Raw genomic sequence first — 15023 nt, forward strand, 5'->3', positions numbered from 1 at the left:
TAATGATGTTCCTCGTCTGGATGGGACTGGCATTCTTCGCCGGGCTCGCGCTGTATATCGTGATGCCCTGGACGGCAGCGAAGATCGCCGGCGACGACTGGATCGAGAGCGTCAGCGGGACGTACGTCTGGTTGGCTCAGACGGCCGCCCACAAGAGCGCGATCGTCGAACGCGACGGGACGCTCGAGCTCGTCAGTAAGCGCTTCGACTCGGAGATCCTCGGCGACAAAGACAAAGAACACGGCGACCTGCGACATCATCAAGACGGCTTCTCTGTTCTGAGCCGGCTCAAAAACAAGTCCTTCGGCGTTGCTCTCGGCGATCGGGCCGAATACGTCTCACCGCTGTTGGCCGAACTCGGTGGGGAGGCCTGGAGAGCCAAAGAGAACGACGAGATCGGGAGGGACCAGCGAACCGTCGAAACGAGCGGGGGGAAAAAGACGACGGAGTCCGTGATGCGCGACGGGATCCTCATCGACAAAGCGTCGAAACTCGTCGACGTCTCGCGGGCCCGCCATCTGACGACTGGGGATGCAGACCCTGAAGACGGCCACGAGAGCTACCTCTGGACGGAGATCAGCCAAGAGAAGTTCAACGAGCGGATGTCCTTCGGCCAGACGATGGTCATCGTCCTCGGTGCGCTGGGGGCGATGGTCACGATGTTCTACCTGACATCTCAGACCGGCGGTAGCGCCAGTGCCAACGCCGCTTCCGGCGGTGGTGGTGGCGGCGGAAGCGTCACAGACGCCGCGAACAACACGACGACAGTCTCGATGCTGTTCATCCTCGCAGCGCTGAGTCGCTTCGACCTCGAGTGGGTCAAAAGCGGCGGGAGAAAGACAGCAGCGGTGCTGTGGGTCGTCGGCTGGATCGTGACCTGGCCGCTGACCGCTCTGGTCATGGAGGGACTCGTGATGGCGCTGCTGGTTGCGATCGTCATGACCGGGGTCGCGCTGCTCCTCCCGGTCGGGATCGCGCTGCTCGGCCCGTCGATTCCGAAGGGGGTCGGCCTGATCCTCGCACGTGGCCACTGGATCCTCGCCCAGCTGACCGTCGGTCGCGGGATTCTGGTTCGGCGTGAAACAGGTGAGTACGAGCATCACAAGCTCTACAGAGCGGAGACGAGCGTTGAGGAGACGCTGTCGGCCAGGTTGACGAACAACGATCGGCACGAGAAGGCGACCGATACCGGCCTCGATTGGATGAGTTCCGTCGACGGCGATAACGGATCCGTGTTGGTCCATCTCGAGACGACCAATGAGGTCGAGACGATCGCCGAGGCGACGCTGTCGGTGACCGCGAACTTCGAGAACGAGTCGCGGACGCTGATCGATGAGACGTTCGACGACGTCGACGCGATCAAAGAACACGCGAACCTACCAGTCACGAGCGGCCGCGAGATCGCAACCGACGGTGGGGAGAGCGAAGACGACGATCTCCCCACGGTCGATCTCGGATCCGATTTGCAGTCCAGCCCGGACGATGACAGCTTCTTCGGCGACTCCGCAACCGAAGACGATGGGATTGACCCAGACCTCGAGGAAGCACTCGACGATGCCGAGGTCGATGATAGGGAAGCGTCGTCCGGCGGGTGGGACTGGAACCCGCTCTCCATCTTCCGCGATGACGAGGAAGAAGACGAAGAAGAGGACGAGCAGGAGATCGGCGACCTCGTCGACGTCGAGATCGTCCTTGAGGTCGAAGCCGAGCGCGATCTCGATCACAACTTCGTTGCGACGCTCGCGGACGGGACGGAGTTGCCCGTCCACGGCAGCGAGGGAGATCTCTACCGGTTCGGCTGGGCACCGCTCGGAGTCACGGAGGAGAAGGGGCCCGCGAACATGGATCCGATCACCGATAGCCCACCGGAAGATGTCCAGGCCGACGGCGGCCGAATCGTGCCGAACAACACGCGCCAGGGCTATCGCCCGATGCTGAAACTTCCCGACGAGGACGACGGCGACCAGTACCTCGTCACGCTCCCGCAGCTGTACAGCTGGTGTCAGGGCACCTCCGAGAGCGAGACGATCGAGCAGGGCCGTGACAAGGCGCTGTCCGAACACGGCGGCGCACAGCAGATCGGGATGGCCGTCTTCTCGGTGATCGTCCTGGCTTCGGTCGTGATCGGCGGGGCCTTTGGCTGGATCGCAGCCGGTGGTCTGGGATGAGTGCCGTCCAGCAGACCGACGGGGATCAGGGCGACCTCGGCGACGAACTCTTCCAGATCCGCCACCACACGCTCGATCGAGACCGCGTCCGTGGCGAGATCACTACAGTCGAGGACGGCGACGGCACGATCGTCGTCAACTTCGAGGTCCTGACCACGGGACAGGAGAGCAGCGCCGAGTTCGCAAAGCCGAAAACGTGGTCGCCGACTTACGGCTTCGTCCGGCTCGTCGAGTGGTGTGGCTACAGCTCGGCGAGCGCGATGCAACTCGAGGGCGAAGAGATCCCGCTGCGCTACGACGGTGACGAGGACGACTGGAGGGCAGCCAACTGGGAGATCGATATCGAACGGATGCCCGGCGAGGGGCTGATGGATCGGGCCGACTACTACAACGGCGCGATCAAGGGAACGCTCGCCGGTCTCTTCGTCGCAGGAGCGTTCGTCACTCCGGCGCTGCTGCCGTGGACACTGCCACTTGCAGGGATGGGGATCCAAGTCGGAGCTGCGTCTGTGGCGGCGCTCATAGCGGTCAGGTGGATCCACGAGCCGCCAGATGACGATCGGCGCGCAACGACATACGAGGAGATCGGGGTGGGATTCGATGAGTAGTCTCCTCGAGGACCGCCGCGACCAACTGAAAGATATCCTACTGGGGGTCGAACTGACGTGCTTCTTCGCGTTCGTCGGCCTCGGGATGTTCGCCGCCGGCTGGATCAAGAGCCGTCAGGTCCACGCACAGACCGGCTCGTCGCGACCGGCTATTGAGATCATGCAGGAGGTTCCGATGGTTCAAACGTTCGAACCCGTTCCGGACTGGGTCGTCTACGGTCTTTACCTGACGATCGCCGTCCTTCTGGTCGCGGTCGCGATCGATGTCTGGTTGCTCCTCGAGGACGACGACGTCAACGTCCGCGAGACACTTCGAGAGTGGGGTGATCGAGATGTCGAGTGACGATGAGATGATCACGGAACCACGATCATATTGGGACATCGCCAGAGACGGCCTGAAGAGCAACCAGAGGTACATCTGGATCACATTAGCACTGTTCTTCGGACTGTGCTTCTTTTTGACCACACTGATACTGATCCACGTCCATCTGACAGAGATCTCCTTCGTCACAGCCGTAGAAGAAGAGAGAGGCCCAGTGACCCAACAGAACCCAATCTGGGCCTACTACGGTACCTTCGTCTGGTACGGAATGCTGTGTCTCGGTGCGTTCCGCAGGTATCTTCGAACGCAGGGTGATCACGATGCTGAATAGAAATATCGCAATCGCACACAAAGACTACGACACTCGTGGCGGTGGCGAAGTATTCTGCCGACGTCTTGCAGAGACCATTGATGCTCCGTTGTACGTCGGCCGAAGAAACCAAGCGAACGAGCCCGATGATGAGACCTTGGATATCCGTGAGATTCCACTCTCAAGGCTCGATAAGTGGATGATCGACCGCGGTGGACTCACTCGGACGGCAGCGTACGCTCTCCGCTGGCAGGCCGCCGCGGGAGACCTTGCAGAGTATGATACGATCATCAGCTCTGGGAACGAGCCGCTCTGGTACGTCCCACCGGATCAGCAGACCGTGATCGCGTACACCCACAGTACGCCGCGGTTTATGTACGACCTGTATAACGAGACGATGGACTTCGACGGGGTCATGGGGCGGCTCGCGACGCTGTTCAACACCGCCCAGCGGACCGTCTACGAGAGCAATGTCAACCGGCCAGATCTGTGGGTAGCAAACTCGGATCTCGTGGCGCGGCGGATCGAACGCTACTGGAGCGTTCCTAAGGATCAGATTCAGACGGTCTACCCGCCAGTTGATACACATAACTACAGTCCGGATGATGCCGAAACCCAAGACGTCTATCTCCATCTCGGACGGCTCGTCGAGGCCAAGCGCGTCGACGAGATCATCGAGGCGTTCAACGGCCTCGATGCGACGCTCTTGATCGCTGGTGACGGCGACGATCGCGACCGCCTCGAGCGGATGGCTGGGCCGAACATCAAGTTTTGCGGATTCGTGAACGAGCCACGCAAGCGCGAGTTGTACTCGCGTGCGAAAGCACTCATCTACAGCCCGCTCAACGAGGATTTCGGGATGGTCCCCATCGAAGCACTAGCCGCTGGAACGCCCGTGATCGGCGTCGAAGACGGTTTCACCCAGTTCCAGATTCAGCATGGCGAGAACGGGCTGCTGTACGATCGCGGGACGAGAGCGCTCCGCGAAGCCGTGCAGGAGTTCGAGCGTGAGGGCGTGGCTTGGACCGAGAGCGAGATCGCCGCGTGGGCGAGTCGTTGGTTCAGCGTCGAGCGATTCAAGCGTGAGATGGAACAGGCGATCGAGGAAGCCCAGCAGCGAGCGGCGGTCTCGACGCCATGGGACCGCGACGAGCCAGAGGCCGGCGACCAGGGGGTCGAACTCGCCTACGCGGATGGTGGTTCTGATGAGTGATACTGGCCGACCTTTCAGCGACCGTTCTGCCGCATGTGGTGACTGCCGGGTTGACGAGTCAAACGCAATCGAGACGATGGAACTCGTGACTTTGGGCGAGCGGAATCCCGAGGATTGGTGGTGTGAACAGCATATTAAAGAGTTCAACCAGGAAACGCGAGAATGGGCAGAAGAACAGGGCTATCTGCCACCGACGCTGCTGAACCTCGGCTGCGGCGAGGACTACAACGACGGCTGGCACAACGTCGACATCTCGGCCGTGGTTGATCCCGATGAGACAGTCGATCTGAACGACTTCCCGTGGCCGTTCCCCTCGGATCACTTTACCCGGATCCAAGCGAGTCACGTCGTCGAACACCTTGAGCGCCCGATACAGGCGCTCCAGGAGGTCGGCCGCATCCTCATCGACGGCGGAACTCTCGAGTTGACGTATCCGATCGGGCATACCAGATTCGAGGATCCTACGCACGAACAGTATTGGAACTGGAACACGGCCGCAGCGCTTGCTGGCGGGCGGAAACACGGCCACGAACACGTCGCCGACCTCGAGCTGACGCGCCAGGAGTTGGACTGGCACGTCGGCGACCGCCTCTGGCGCGCGTACACGCGAGTTCGTCTCTGGTACGACGGGCCCGGTCCGTGGCTCGGACAGATCCCCGGCCTCTCCGGCGAAGTGACTGCGATCTACAAGTACCGACCATGAGCCTTGTCGAGAAACAGGCCGACAGCTACGTCCCCGACGACTGGTTGCGCGTGATCGGGGCCTGTCGGACTTACGCCGCGAGAATGCAGTTCTTCCTCGGCGTTCCGAACACGCTGATGATCGCCGTGCTGTTCTACCGGGACAGCGCGGTTATCCAGTCGTTCGTTCCAACGGTGTGGCACTGGGTGGGGATCATCCTCTTCGTGGTCGTGCCGTCGGCAGTCCTCGTCGATCGCGTGCTACTGCATCCGGCCCAGATCATCTACGATCAGTATCAGAACGGCCACGAGAACCGCTCGCCCAACTTCCGCGAGACAATGGCGACCAAGCGGAAAGTCGAAGGCCTCGAGGAGAAGGTCGATCGGCTGCTCGCCGAGACCGATGGCGGCCAGTCGACGGTTGTCCCGGTCTGCCAGGAGTGCGAGGCTCGAGGAGTGCATGGAGAACACAAGGGCAGCGACGTGATCAGCTGTCCGGAGTGCGGATCGATCTTAGTCCGGGGAATAGCATGAAAGCGATCGAACGACTGGCCGCGATCCAGGCCAAGGTCGAGCAGCGGGCGACCCGGATCGGCGACGTAATCGGCGCGATTCCGGGATCGAGTGGCGCGATGATCGTCACGACCGCGGCCGCCGCGGTCGTCGGTCTGAAGACGTACCTTTCCTTCCTCCCTGAAACACCACGGGCACCGGACGAGCAGCCAGAGGTGACACGCCAAGTGTTCATCACCGAATTCCAGGCTCACGGCCTCGAGTACCTCTTCGAAGGCCTTCCGGCGATCTTCGCTCTCTCGATCGGCATCTATCTGGCCGGGCGCTGGTATACTGCTGGCCAACCGCTCCCCACTGTCCTCGAGGATGCGATCGATCGCGGTGCCGAGTGGCCCCACTGGTGGCTCGCCATCCCAATCGGTGCCGTCCCCGAGATCGTCGCGATCGTCCCGATCTACGGCTACGCGATCGTCCGGTACGCACAGGGCGCCACCGGGTCGCAGGTCGAGACCGAGCTGATAGAAGTGATCGAGAGTGTCGTACTCCCTGCTGTGGAGTCAAACCCAGACGTTGCGCTGCTCGTGTTCACGCTCGGATTCTGGGGATGGCTTGCCTGGAGTTTCCTGCTGGTGCCACTCGCGCTCTACCTCGACATGCGTCACGTCGAGCGATACACCTACGCCCGCTTCCACGTCAGAATGATCATTCACGTCGCGCTCGTCTCGAGGACGTTCGCGATGATCCGGTATCTTCGTCGACGGCGCCGAGCGGTCGGCGGCTGGTACGTCGACGACCTCGAGGTCGACGCGCGTGCGCACTGTGAGATCGAGGGGATCCAAGCATGAGACCAGGACGAACTCCGGAATCGAACCGAGAAGCAGCACTCGTACTCGCGTCGTTCTTGCTGTCGGCCACAGTCGGCGTAGCGGCGGCAGGGTACCTCGGACTTCCCCTTGTGCCGCAGCAGCCTCACCACCCGTTTGCACCCACGCCTGGTACTCTCGTAGTCGCAGGAATCTGCGCACCGGTTATGGTTCTGGTTATGCAGGTGGTCGGAAGATGACCGAATGCTCTTCAGACTGGTGTTCGAAACGGGCGATCGTCCGACTCGATGGAGTGTCGTTCTGCGGCGGATGCGCTGAGCGCTACGACGAGCTGACCGATGGCCTCGAGAAGATAGACAACCCGGTCGTCCGCGATCGATGGCGAGAGGCGATCAAGGCTGAGTTCGGTGGGTGAGACACACTCTGACCAGTTGCCGATTTCAGTACAGATTCGGAAACTGGCGACTGATCTATGCAGTCAGGTAGGTCTGTTATTCAATACGTTCTATCGTATCCTTAGCGTCGCTGTACGGCTCTTGGATGTACAAAACCCAGAGAACACCGACTACAATTTCATAGGGGACAACTAAGAGGAACGGTGAAAAGCCCAGAAGTCTGCCACCTACGAACGAGATAATAGCGCCAAATACACCGAGAGAGATGAACGTAATAGCCGTTAGGCGATCTTGTCCCCGAAGCAATATCTGCAGTACAGATTCATCATTCGCCATCGTCGTTGTCCTCCAGAACCTCCTCGACGCGAGCCTCGTGGCCAACCTCCGTATCTGGCCAGTCGTCGCGCCGGTACTCGCCGGGATGCTCTTCATTCACGTGCGTCGCGAGCTTGGCGATGGGCAGTTCCACATCACAGTCCGGCGATGGGCACTCTTTCGTGCGTGGTTCGTCGTTCATAACCAGCTCACCTTCCCCCGTTCCCGTTGTTGCGCCTCTGGGCTGAAAGTCCCGCGGTAGTGCTCGAGGAACGTCTCGAGATCGTTCCAGCCGCCCCAGTCGCAGACGAGGATCGGGTCGACGTCCTCCGACGCAAGCGAGGTCGCCCAGGTCCGACGGAGATCGTGGAAGCCGAGATGGTCCCAGCCCTCATCGCCGGTCTCCTCCAGGAGATCGTCGGCGGCCGATCGGATCCAGCGCCGCAGCGAGCGGGTCGACGTGATCTCGACGAGCGACTCGCTCGAGGATTCGTCGCGAACGTCGTCGACGGTCTGGATGGTCGTCGCGAGATCTCGAGGGACGGGCGTCTCGCGGAACTGGTCCCCCTTCCCGTGCCAGACACGCAGCATCGTTCCGGCGTCAGTATCGACGACATCGTCCGGGGAGACGTCCAGGACCTCGTGCGACCGGAGCCCGCAGCGGGCCCCGAGCGCGAACGCGATTCGTTGCTCGGTGTTCGGCGCGGCCTCGAGGAACTGCTCGACCTCGTTCTGGCTGAGCCAGACCTTCATGTCCTCGCGGCTCTTGTGCTGTTGAAGATTCATCGTGTCCGGAATGCCTGTATTCCGGTCAACTTTCGGCAGAGTACTAGTCTTTTCGGTGGGGTTGAGGCGTAGATTGGGGCGGATTCTGTCCGACTCTCCCCGAGATCTCGGACTCTCCATAAGATGGAACCCATTTTCAATAGGCTTCCGTTCCAGAAGTACCATTAATTGTATATTTATTATTTAGATTAAGGATAGAGATTGGGTCCGCTTACGATCCATTCCCATCGACCGAGTACGGGATTTTCTGTGAGTGAAGCAGTTCCCCTTGGACGGTCTCGACTATGACCGACTGACGATCAATGCCAAGTTTGGATGCAACCCGCTCTCTGATCGCTCTTGTATCCGCCTCTGACAGCTTCGACCACAGCCGTACGACGACCCACCCGCCGGAACGGTGACGGACGATCGCACACCGCGCGCCTAATATGGGACCGAGAACATCGAGCGTGTCCCGCGGCCAGTAACCGCCGATCTGCACGTCCAACTCCCGGCCGAGGATCTGGAGTCGACCGTCATCGTCGATCGTGCCAAGGTCACCGGTGTCGATTGACGACTGCCACGGCGACTTTGGTCGGCCGTGGGCGTCGAGTTCGACACCCGCATTCGGCGCGTCGACGCTGATTATCGGTTTCCCGTCGCACATTGTGACCCGTGTCTCGACGCCCGGCATTTCCCGTCCGACGGTACCCTGCGACGCTTTGGTCCCCTCGCGGTCGAAGTGCGTGAGCGAACACGTCTCGGTGAGTCCGTACCCCTCGCGGAGGTCACCGAACCAGTCACGGTACAGTTGCACTGCGTGTCTGCTTAGCGGGGCCCCTCCGGAGTCGAGGAGTACCCGCGGGTCGATGTCTGGTCGTGCGTTGGCCATCGCCTCAAGGACGACTGGGTTCATCAGACCAACGACACGGTCGCAGTCCGGCGGTGGGTCGGCGAGAAGCGACAGAACCTCGCCCGCGCCGTCGGCGACGTAGTACGTTGCGCCGGTCACCGCCGCGGTGTACGCGCCGGCAATGAACGAGAAGTTGTATGTGGACGGCAACGGTGAGACGATGACTGAGTCTGCCGTGAGGTCGTAGGCGTCCCGATACCACTCGACGGTTCGGTCTAATTGCTCGGTGCGCAGTCCGATTGGTCGTGGCGACCCCGTGCTCCCGGATGTGTAGCAGACTAAGTCCCACTCCGCGCCCTTGGACGGCGGACCGTTGAGGACGGCTCCTTCAGTATGGAGCAGCTTCGATGCCCCGAGCGGCGGCTCGTCCGCTGGAGCCACCGACTCGGGACAGAGCACTACCTGCCGACCGTCGTTCAGAAGCGTAACGCCGAGGGCGGCCACCCACAGATCGTTTGATCCGGTGACGGCGATGCGCTCGTGGCTCCATGCATCTTCGACTTTGCCGGCCTGTCCCTGCAGTGTCGCCGCAACGCGGAACGCCATCGGTGCTTCGCCCACGCGGGTGATGTCGCCCTTGGGCATCATTCGGCCTCCGCGACCCGCCAGCCCGGATCGACCGTCTTGAGGTGGTTACACAGCTGAGCGGCCGCGTCGGTCGGTGATATCGACGGCTCCGACGGCAGCGGCGGGTCCTCAGGGGCGTCGCCGACAACAGTCTTCATCGGAACACCAACGTAGGGCAGCCGCACCGCGGTGACAGCAAGCGCGTCGGGAAAATCTTCGACGACGAATTGGAGCCCTGTCTCGAGCGTCCGCTTGGACATCGCGTAGACAGCGGCGTCGGGCGCCGGGTCCGAGAGGAGGTCGGTGGAGGCTAGCGACACCCGGAAGAGCCGATCGCAACTCGTAAGATCTGAATCCAGAACCCCCGAAAGCAACCGGAGCTGCGAGACAGCGTTGACCTGGACGGCGGTTCGCGCCGCCTCGGAGTCAAACTCGTCTCCGCCCGCGAAGCTGTCGACGCCCGCACAGAGGACTGCGCCGCGGAACGCTCGCTCCGACTGACGGAGTGTTTCGACCGCCCGAGCGACCGTATCCGGGGCGGTGAAGTCCGCTGACACGTGATGAATGTCCCCCGGCGGTTCTGTTCTGCCCACGGAGACGACGGAGATATCGCGGTCACAGAGCAGCGTTGCCACCTCGCTGCCGATCGTTCCGGTCGCGCCAGTCAGGACGACTGCGCCGTCACCCCTCGATAGTGACTCGGCCATTGGCGATGTTGTAGTGTAGCGAACGGAGATCGATTGGTATCTCTAGCGTGTCGATCAACTCTCTGACCTTATGCTGCTGGAGTTCGTAGTAGTCCTCCAAGACGTTCAGGTGTGTCGGAGGGTCATCGGCGTGGTCGGCGAGGACATCGTCAACGAGCGCCCTGAACTCGTCCTCGGGGTTCTGCGGTGAGGTGACCGCCTCGAACTGTGAGTACAGCGACTCGATCTCCTGACGGCGTTCGTCGTGCGGAATGTCCTTTGAGAGGACGGCGGCGATCTCCTCATGAATGTCTCCCTCAAGGTCGAACCGCTCGGCGAAGAACGTCCGGAACCGCTCCGGTGCCGTTCGGTAGACTAGGAGTCCGACCTCGAAGAACGCACAACCATTGTCACAGCGCCCCTCAAAGTCCTCAAACAGCTCGATTGTCGTTTGGTCTGAGACGTCAAGATAGACGTTACCACCGCGCTTTTCGACATCTTGGTCGAGTCCCTGTTCGTCGAGCCGATCGAAGAGAGCGACCACGATGGCTCGCGTGATCGGGCTTGACTCGGGGATGAGTTCGAACTCATCACCGGGGCGGAGATAGGATTCGAAGAAGTTGCGGTACTCCCGCGGGGAGAGCTGCACGATGACGTGGTCGTCGTCCACCATCGGCCGGAGCGCCGGTTCATTGCCGGTCTCCTGGAAGTGCCGGAAGACATCGACGCCAATCCGCATCCCCGCGTGCTGATCGTCGTCTATCTCGCGGTCGAGGTGGAGGTGTCCGCACTCGATGGAGCGAACCGACTCGAGGCCTGATTCTCGAATCGTCGAGACGGCCTCGTCTGCGATCGCGTCGATGTCCGTCTCGGTGCTGTCAGGGGCCGCGAGCGGAACCGAGACGGAATTGTCCACTCCAGCAAGTTCGATAAGCCAATTGTCGGATTCTAATCCCACGGCGTATTCTGCGTTTCTGACGATGCTCAGGCGCTCAAGGTCGCCCGGACGGCGCAGCGTCTCGATCGTGGGGAGCACCGTGTCACACCAGGTGATCAGGTCGTCGTTCGGTTCACCAGCCGGTCGACTCCACGACAGGTGTCGGACCTCCCCGTTAGCCCGCCGCGACAGCAGATCGATCGCGGTTTCTGAACCATCGCCCTCAGAGAGATAGATACAGAGCGCCAGCGCCGACTCAAGCGGTGTCAGATACGGGAGCAGGTTCCGGTGGAAGAACGTCGACTTTCCCCGAGTCCGGCTGTTGCCGCGGACCAAGAGAACATAGTCGGCATCAGTTTCCGGGGACTGGACCTCGATCGACTGATCGATCGTTATCGTCGACACGCCGGGCGAGCGGCGACGCGGCAACGAGAGCGAATTGCCACGCTGGAGGTGACGCGACCGCGTTACCGTCATTAGTTCGGTCGTTACCTTCAGAGTGTCCGGGAGGTCAGTTGAGTTCCGAAGCCGCTTGGTATGGAGCCGGTCCACTCCACGCCGGTCTTGTTGCGAGGGGATGTCGACGATGCGGGAGAAGTGGACGAACTCCTGTTGGAGTTCACGGCGTGAGAGGGCCTCTTCATCGGCGTGCTCCGGCGGAACACCCGCCTCAAGGAACGCGTTCACGATGTCAAATGCCTCTCCCTCGTCGGCTGCGCCGAGCGCTTTGAGGAACCGGCGGGGTGTCTCCTCGCCATGATAGAACGTCAGCGCGCTCGTCCGGAGCAGGAACCGACAGAACTGCTTTCGGAGGCGGTAGTCCGACAGTTCCTCGCCCATCCCCGAGTCGATGGCGGTGAACGCCCCCAGAAGGTCCTCTTTCGTCTCTGAGTCTTTCAAATACGTTTCTGACTCGATCATGGCACAATACAATGGATTAATACATATAAAATTTTTGTCCTGTTCGATCAGCGCGTCGACTGCCGTTCCTGCAAGTACCCGACAGTGTAGAAGACAAACCGAACGAGGATGTAAGTGATTTGCAGGCGGTCGTGGGGGTCCTCACGACCCAAATACACGTGGGCTGCGTCTCGAAAGCCGCGACGCCAGATCGCCCCGGGGGAGAACTGCTCTCTGAACAGGGACTCACGACGGCGTTGGATATGTACTGCACCGCGTCCGTACCGATAGAACCGATGGCAGTTCCCGCGAATGGTGCGCGGATACTTGTGGTAAGCCCGTATCTCCGAGTGGTGTTCGATCACGATACCGTGTTCCTTGAGCCGAGACAGAAGCAGCAGGTCTGTCGCGGCGTCCGCGTTCTCTCGTTCGGTCTCGAATCCCCCGATGTCGAAGTACACCTTACGGGACAACACGAGATTGCGGCTGTCAAGTTGTCCGCCCCGAAACCGGAACTCGTCGGCGATGGCCTCGGTCTCGGTCACCCAGTTCCGTTCCGGCGGGTAGTCTAGGTAGTACGCACCCTGGATCACACGGTGAGTCCCCGAGCGTGACGCGAGCGCAGCCTGCACCTGGGTCATCCAGTCCGACGCGACTACGACGTCAGAATCGAGGATCGCGATATACTCGCAGTCGGCGGCCGAAATCCCTCGATCCCGGTTCGCATTCGCTTCCGAGCGATCGCTTTCGATGCTATGAAGCGGCTCCCACTCGATTCGCTCAAGACGATCGGCTGCGGGATCGCCGCGGGGGTACACGATGATACACTCAAACCATTCGGTCGCTGGCTCGTCGGTGTCGTAGGCGTCGACAGCCGTCTTCAGCGAACTAACAAGTTCGACCGTATCCACAGGGCGCTCATAGGTGGCACAGACGACCGATACCGACCGCGGTGAATCAGACATTGAATCGTCCCGACAGTCGTTCGCGCCGGTCGACGACACCGAACCCGTGGGCGACCATCTCGAAACCGTCGCGCTCGATCGGTGGGGGTCCGTACGACTCGTCGACGATCTCAGCTTTCGTCCCATCGGGGTCGAGTTCCGCCCAGAACTCGTCGACCTCAATGTCGGCGTCTCCGTGGACCACAATGTCGTGTAGCGCAATCAGTCCGTCGGACGCTACGAGCGGCGCGTACAGTTCATAATCGCGTCGGACGCCCTCGTAGCTGTGGTCTGCGTCGATCACCAATACGTCGACGGGCGCTCCGTCGAGTTCGCATTCAAGTGTGCGTTTAGTATCGACGCGCTGGGAATCACCGCGAATGGCGTGGACGTTGACCCCCTGAGAGAGAGCTCGCAGTTGCTCCTTGGACGCGGCAACCCCCGGGAGGTCGACGGAGACAACTTGTTCGATACCGTTGATCCCGTTACAGAGGAGATAAAACGTACCTCCGCTTGCGGTTCCCACCTCAACGACGGTCTGGGGGTCGCGCTCGTTAATCGTAGCGAGAAGCGCACTGATTTCCGCTTTGAGCTGCTGGGGCTCGGGGATATCGCTCTCCGGATTGAACGCCGTCACCAACAACTCTTTGATAGACACTGGACCTGTCATTGCTGGCTACGATGGAGACACGCCGGACAGGATTTGAACCTGTGGCCCCCCATTTCGCAACGGTCCTCTATCCAGGCTGAGATACCGGCGTGACGGGCCCAGCTAGCTAACGGAATCATATTAAACGTACTGAATCTAATAAGTCTGGCCGGTAGCACGGCCGCCACAGCGACCAGTGGAATAGACAATTGAGAATATCATGGGAAAGACGATCAAGGGATCACGTTCGATCATCCCCTAGAAAACAGATCTGAGCGTAAGTGAGATGCAACCTGCAATCTCCTTTCTAAGGAAGTGCTATTTAGTCGGGGTGAATGATTAGGAATCCTCTGAGATCACCACAAAAGGCTTCGATGTTGCACGCGATCGAGAGGCTGAGGAAAGGCAAGTAGAAATCAACCGCCATCTTTTGATTGTCACTGTTGTTCTTGCTGTCAGTTCTATCATCCAGATTGCTCATCTTATTACTTCGAACTATAGTTCTAACTGGATACTTCTTCCTCTGGGGTCTTCTTTGGCCTGACAGGAGCATATCTGTTTGATGCACTCTACAGGATGCCTGGATAAGAACTAGATCTGCATGTCCGGGAATCCCCCAATTCTCGGACGCCGCTGTTACCGGTGACAGCGGTGTCTGGGGTGATCCTACGTTGTACGAAGTGTATCAGTAGAGGGCTCGTAGACCTCCCCCTTCTGTTTGAGCTTATCTATCTCGAGCTCCAGTTTCGATCGGTCCATCCCGATCTCATTAGCTCGCTCAAGAAGAACATCTACTGGCGCCCCGTCGTCGTACTCCTCCTCAATGTCGCCGATGAGATGTTTCACAGACTTGATTCGCTCTCGCTCACTAAGTTCCATTTCACCGACTGTAAATCGGAATGGGGAGGACACTTCCACTTCCTGATCGAACTGCTCTTCGATCGAATCGGCCAGGCCCTTCGGCGTGCAAGTGACCTCGAAAGCACCACCCTTCAGTTTCACAGCGATCTCCGCATCAAAGGGGAGGCTTTCTGCGACGCCATCAAGTACATCCCGCTTTGCTTCAGCGCGGAGTTTTTTGGCTCGATCGTCGTGATCGGAAGCCGTCTCGAGTTTCTCGAAAGCTCCGGGCTCCGCACTTTCGTCTGTGGATTCATCTACCTGATTATCGGCCATAGAGCGGCATTCCCGCGAACTAATAAGAAAGCTTGGGTGACACGAGACGGCAGACTCGATTTTGTAGCTGTCGCAAAACACCGGAGAGTCGGACATTCCACTGATCCCCGGACACTGTACCGCTGATGTCCTTATGC

Annotated in this window: 15 protein-coding genes, 1 tRNA gene and 1 pseudogene; 8 read left to right on the top strand and 9 right to left on the bottom strand. The window is 60.3% G+C overall.

Annotated features, from left to right (window positions below; translation table 11 throughout):
* Positions 1-2: 2 nt before the first annotated feature.
* From ACSBP4_RS08725 to ACSBP4_RS08760, 8 genes are all read left to right on the top strand, one after another.
* On the top strand, positions 3-2168 hold the full coding sequence (locus ACSBP4_RS08725) for a hypothetical protein (RefSeq protein ID WP_435551966.1): 2166 nt from the start codon (positions 3-5) through the stop codon (positions 2166-2168).
* The gene (locus ACSBP4_RS08730; RefSeq protein ID WP_435551967.1) at positions 2165-2776 is read left to right on the top strand and encodes a hypothetical protein; all 612 of its coding nucleotides are present in this window, start codon (positions 2165-2167) and stop codon (positions 2774-2776) included. The genes ACSBP4_RS08725 and ACSBP4_RS08730 overlap by 4 nt, the downstream gene beginning before the upstream one ends.
* Entirely contained in the window at positions 2769-3119 is a 351-nt protein-coding gene (locus ACSBP4_RS08735) for a hypothetical protein (protein ID WP_435551968.1), read from the top strand. The genes ACSBP4_RS08730 and ACSBP4_RS08735 overlap by 8 nt, the downstream gene beginning before the upstream one ends.
* Positions 3109-3429 carry a hypothetical protein gene (locus tag ACSBP4_RS08740; protein ID WP_435551969.1) on the top strand — a complete coding sequence of 107 codons (321 nt, stop codon included), beginning with the start codon at positions 3109-3111 and terminating at the stop codon, positions 3427-3429. The genes ACSBP4_RS08735 and ACSBP4_RS08740 overlap by 11 nt, the downstream gene beginning before the upstream one ends.
* On the top strand, positions 3419-4621 hold the full coding sequence (locus tag ACSBP4_RS08745; protein ID WP_435551999.1) for a glycosyltransferase: 1203 nt from the start codon (positions 3419-3421) through the stop codon (positions 4619-4621). Before ACSBP4_RS08740 ends, ACSBP4_RS08745 begins: the two co-directional genes overlap by 11 nt.
* A gap of 76 nt (positions 4622-4697) precedes the next feature.
* A complete protein-coding gene (locus ACSBP4_RS08750; RefSeq protein WP_435551970.1) occupies positions 4698-5324 on the top strand; it encodes a class I SAM-dependent methyltransferase in 627 nt (208 codons plus the stop codon).
* Positions 5321-5836, top strand: a complete 516-nt coding sequence (locus ACSBP4_RS08755) for a hypothetical protein (protein ID WP_435551971.1) — start codon at positions 5321-5323, stop codon at positions 5834-5836. The genes ACSBP4_RS08750 and ACSBP4_RS08755 overlap by 4 nt, the downstream gene beginning before the upstream one ends.
* Positions 5833-6660 (top strand): hypothetical protein, encoded by an 828-nt coding sequence (locus tag ACSBP4_RS08760; RefSeq protein WP_435551972.1) that lies wholly within the window; start codon positions 5833-5835, stop codon positions 6658-6660. Before ACSBP4_RS08755 ends, ACSBP4_RS08760 begins: the two co-directional genes overlap by 4 nt.
* Positions 6661-7359: 699 nt before the next feature.
* On the opposite strand, the gene ACSBP4_RS08765 is transcribed toward ACSBP4_RS08760, so the two are convergent.
* The 9 genes and pseudogenes from ACSBP4_RS08765 to ACSBP4_RS08805 form a co-directional block, all read right to left on the bottom strand.
* Positions 7360-7551 (bottom strand): hypothetical protein, encoded by a 192-nt coding sequence (locus ACSBP4_RS08765; RefSeq protein ID WP_435551973.1) that lies wholly within the window; start codon positions 7549-7551, stop codon positions 7360-7362.
* The gene (locus ACSBP4_RS08770; RefSeq protein ID WP_435551974.1) at positions 7548-8135 is read right to left on the bottom strand and encodes a tyrosine-type recombinase/integrase; all 588 of its coding nucleotides are present in this window, start codon (positions 8133-8135) and stop codon (positions 7548-7550) included. Before ACSBP4_RS08770 ends, ACSBP4_RS08765 begins: the two co-directional genes overlap by 4 nt.
* A 211-nt stretch (positions 8136-8346) precedes the next feature.
* On the bottom strand, positions 8347-9612 hold the full coding sequence (locus ACSBP4_RS08775; RefSeq protein ID WP_435551975.1) for an AMP-binding protein: 1266 nt from the start codon (positions 9610-9612) through the stop codon (positions 8347-8349).
* Positions 9612-10301 carry an SDR family NAD(P)-dependent oxidoreductase gene (locus ACSBP4_RS08780; protein WP_435551976.1) on the bottom strand — a complete coding sequence of 230 codons (690 nt, stop codon included), beginning with the start codon at positions 10299-10301 and terminating at the stop codon, positions 9612-9614. Before ACSBP4_RS08780 ends, ACSBP4_RS08775 begins: the two co-directional genes overlap by 1 nt.
* Positions 10276-12138, bottom strand: a complete 1863-nt coding sequence (locus ACSBP4_RS08785; RefSeq protein ID WP_435551977.1) for a hypothetical protein — start codon at positions 12136-12138, stop codon at positions 10276-10278. Before ACSBP4_RS08785 ends, ACSBP4_RS08780 begins: the two co-directional genes overlap by 26 nt.
* Before the next feature lie 47 nt (positions 12139-12185).
* A complete protein-coding gene (locus ACSBP4_RS08790; RefSeq protein WP_435551978.1) occupies positions 12186-13082 on the bottom strand; it encodes a glycosyltransferase in 897 nt (298 codons plus the stop codon).
* On the bottom strand, positions 13075-13731 hold the full coding sequence (locus tag ACSBP4_RS08795; RefSeq protein WP_435551979.1) for a class I SAM-dependent methyltransferase: 657 nt from the start codon (positions 13729-13731) through the stop codon (positions 13075-13077). The genes ACSBP4_RS08790 and ACSBP4_RS08795 overlap by 8 nt, the downstream gene beginning before the upstream one ends.
* Positions 13732-13749: 18 nt before the next feature.
* Positions 13750-13822 (bottom strand) — tRNA-OTHER (locus tag ACSBP4_RS08800).
* Positions 13823-14376: 554 nt separating this feature from the next.
* Positions 14377-14580, bottom strand: a pseudogene (locus tag ACSBP4_RS08805) (hypothetical protein); the annotation flags it as partial.
* Between the last annotated feature and the right edge of the window lie 443 nt (positions 14581-15023).

Source organism: Natrinema sp. CGMCC1.2065, from assembly GCF_051225675.1.
Classification (GTDB): Archaea; Halobacteriota; Halobacteria; order Halobacteriales; family Natrialbaceae; genus Natrinema; species Natrinema thermotolerans.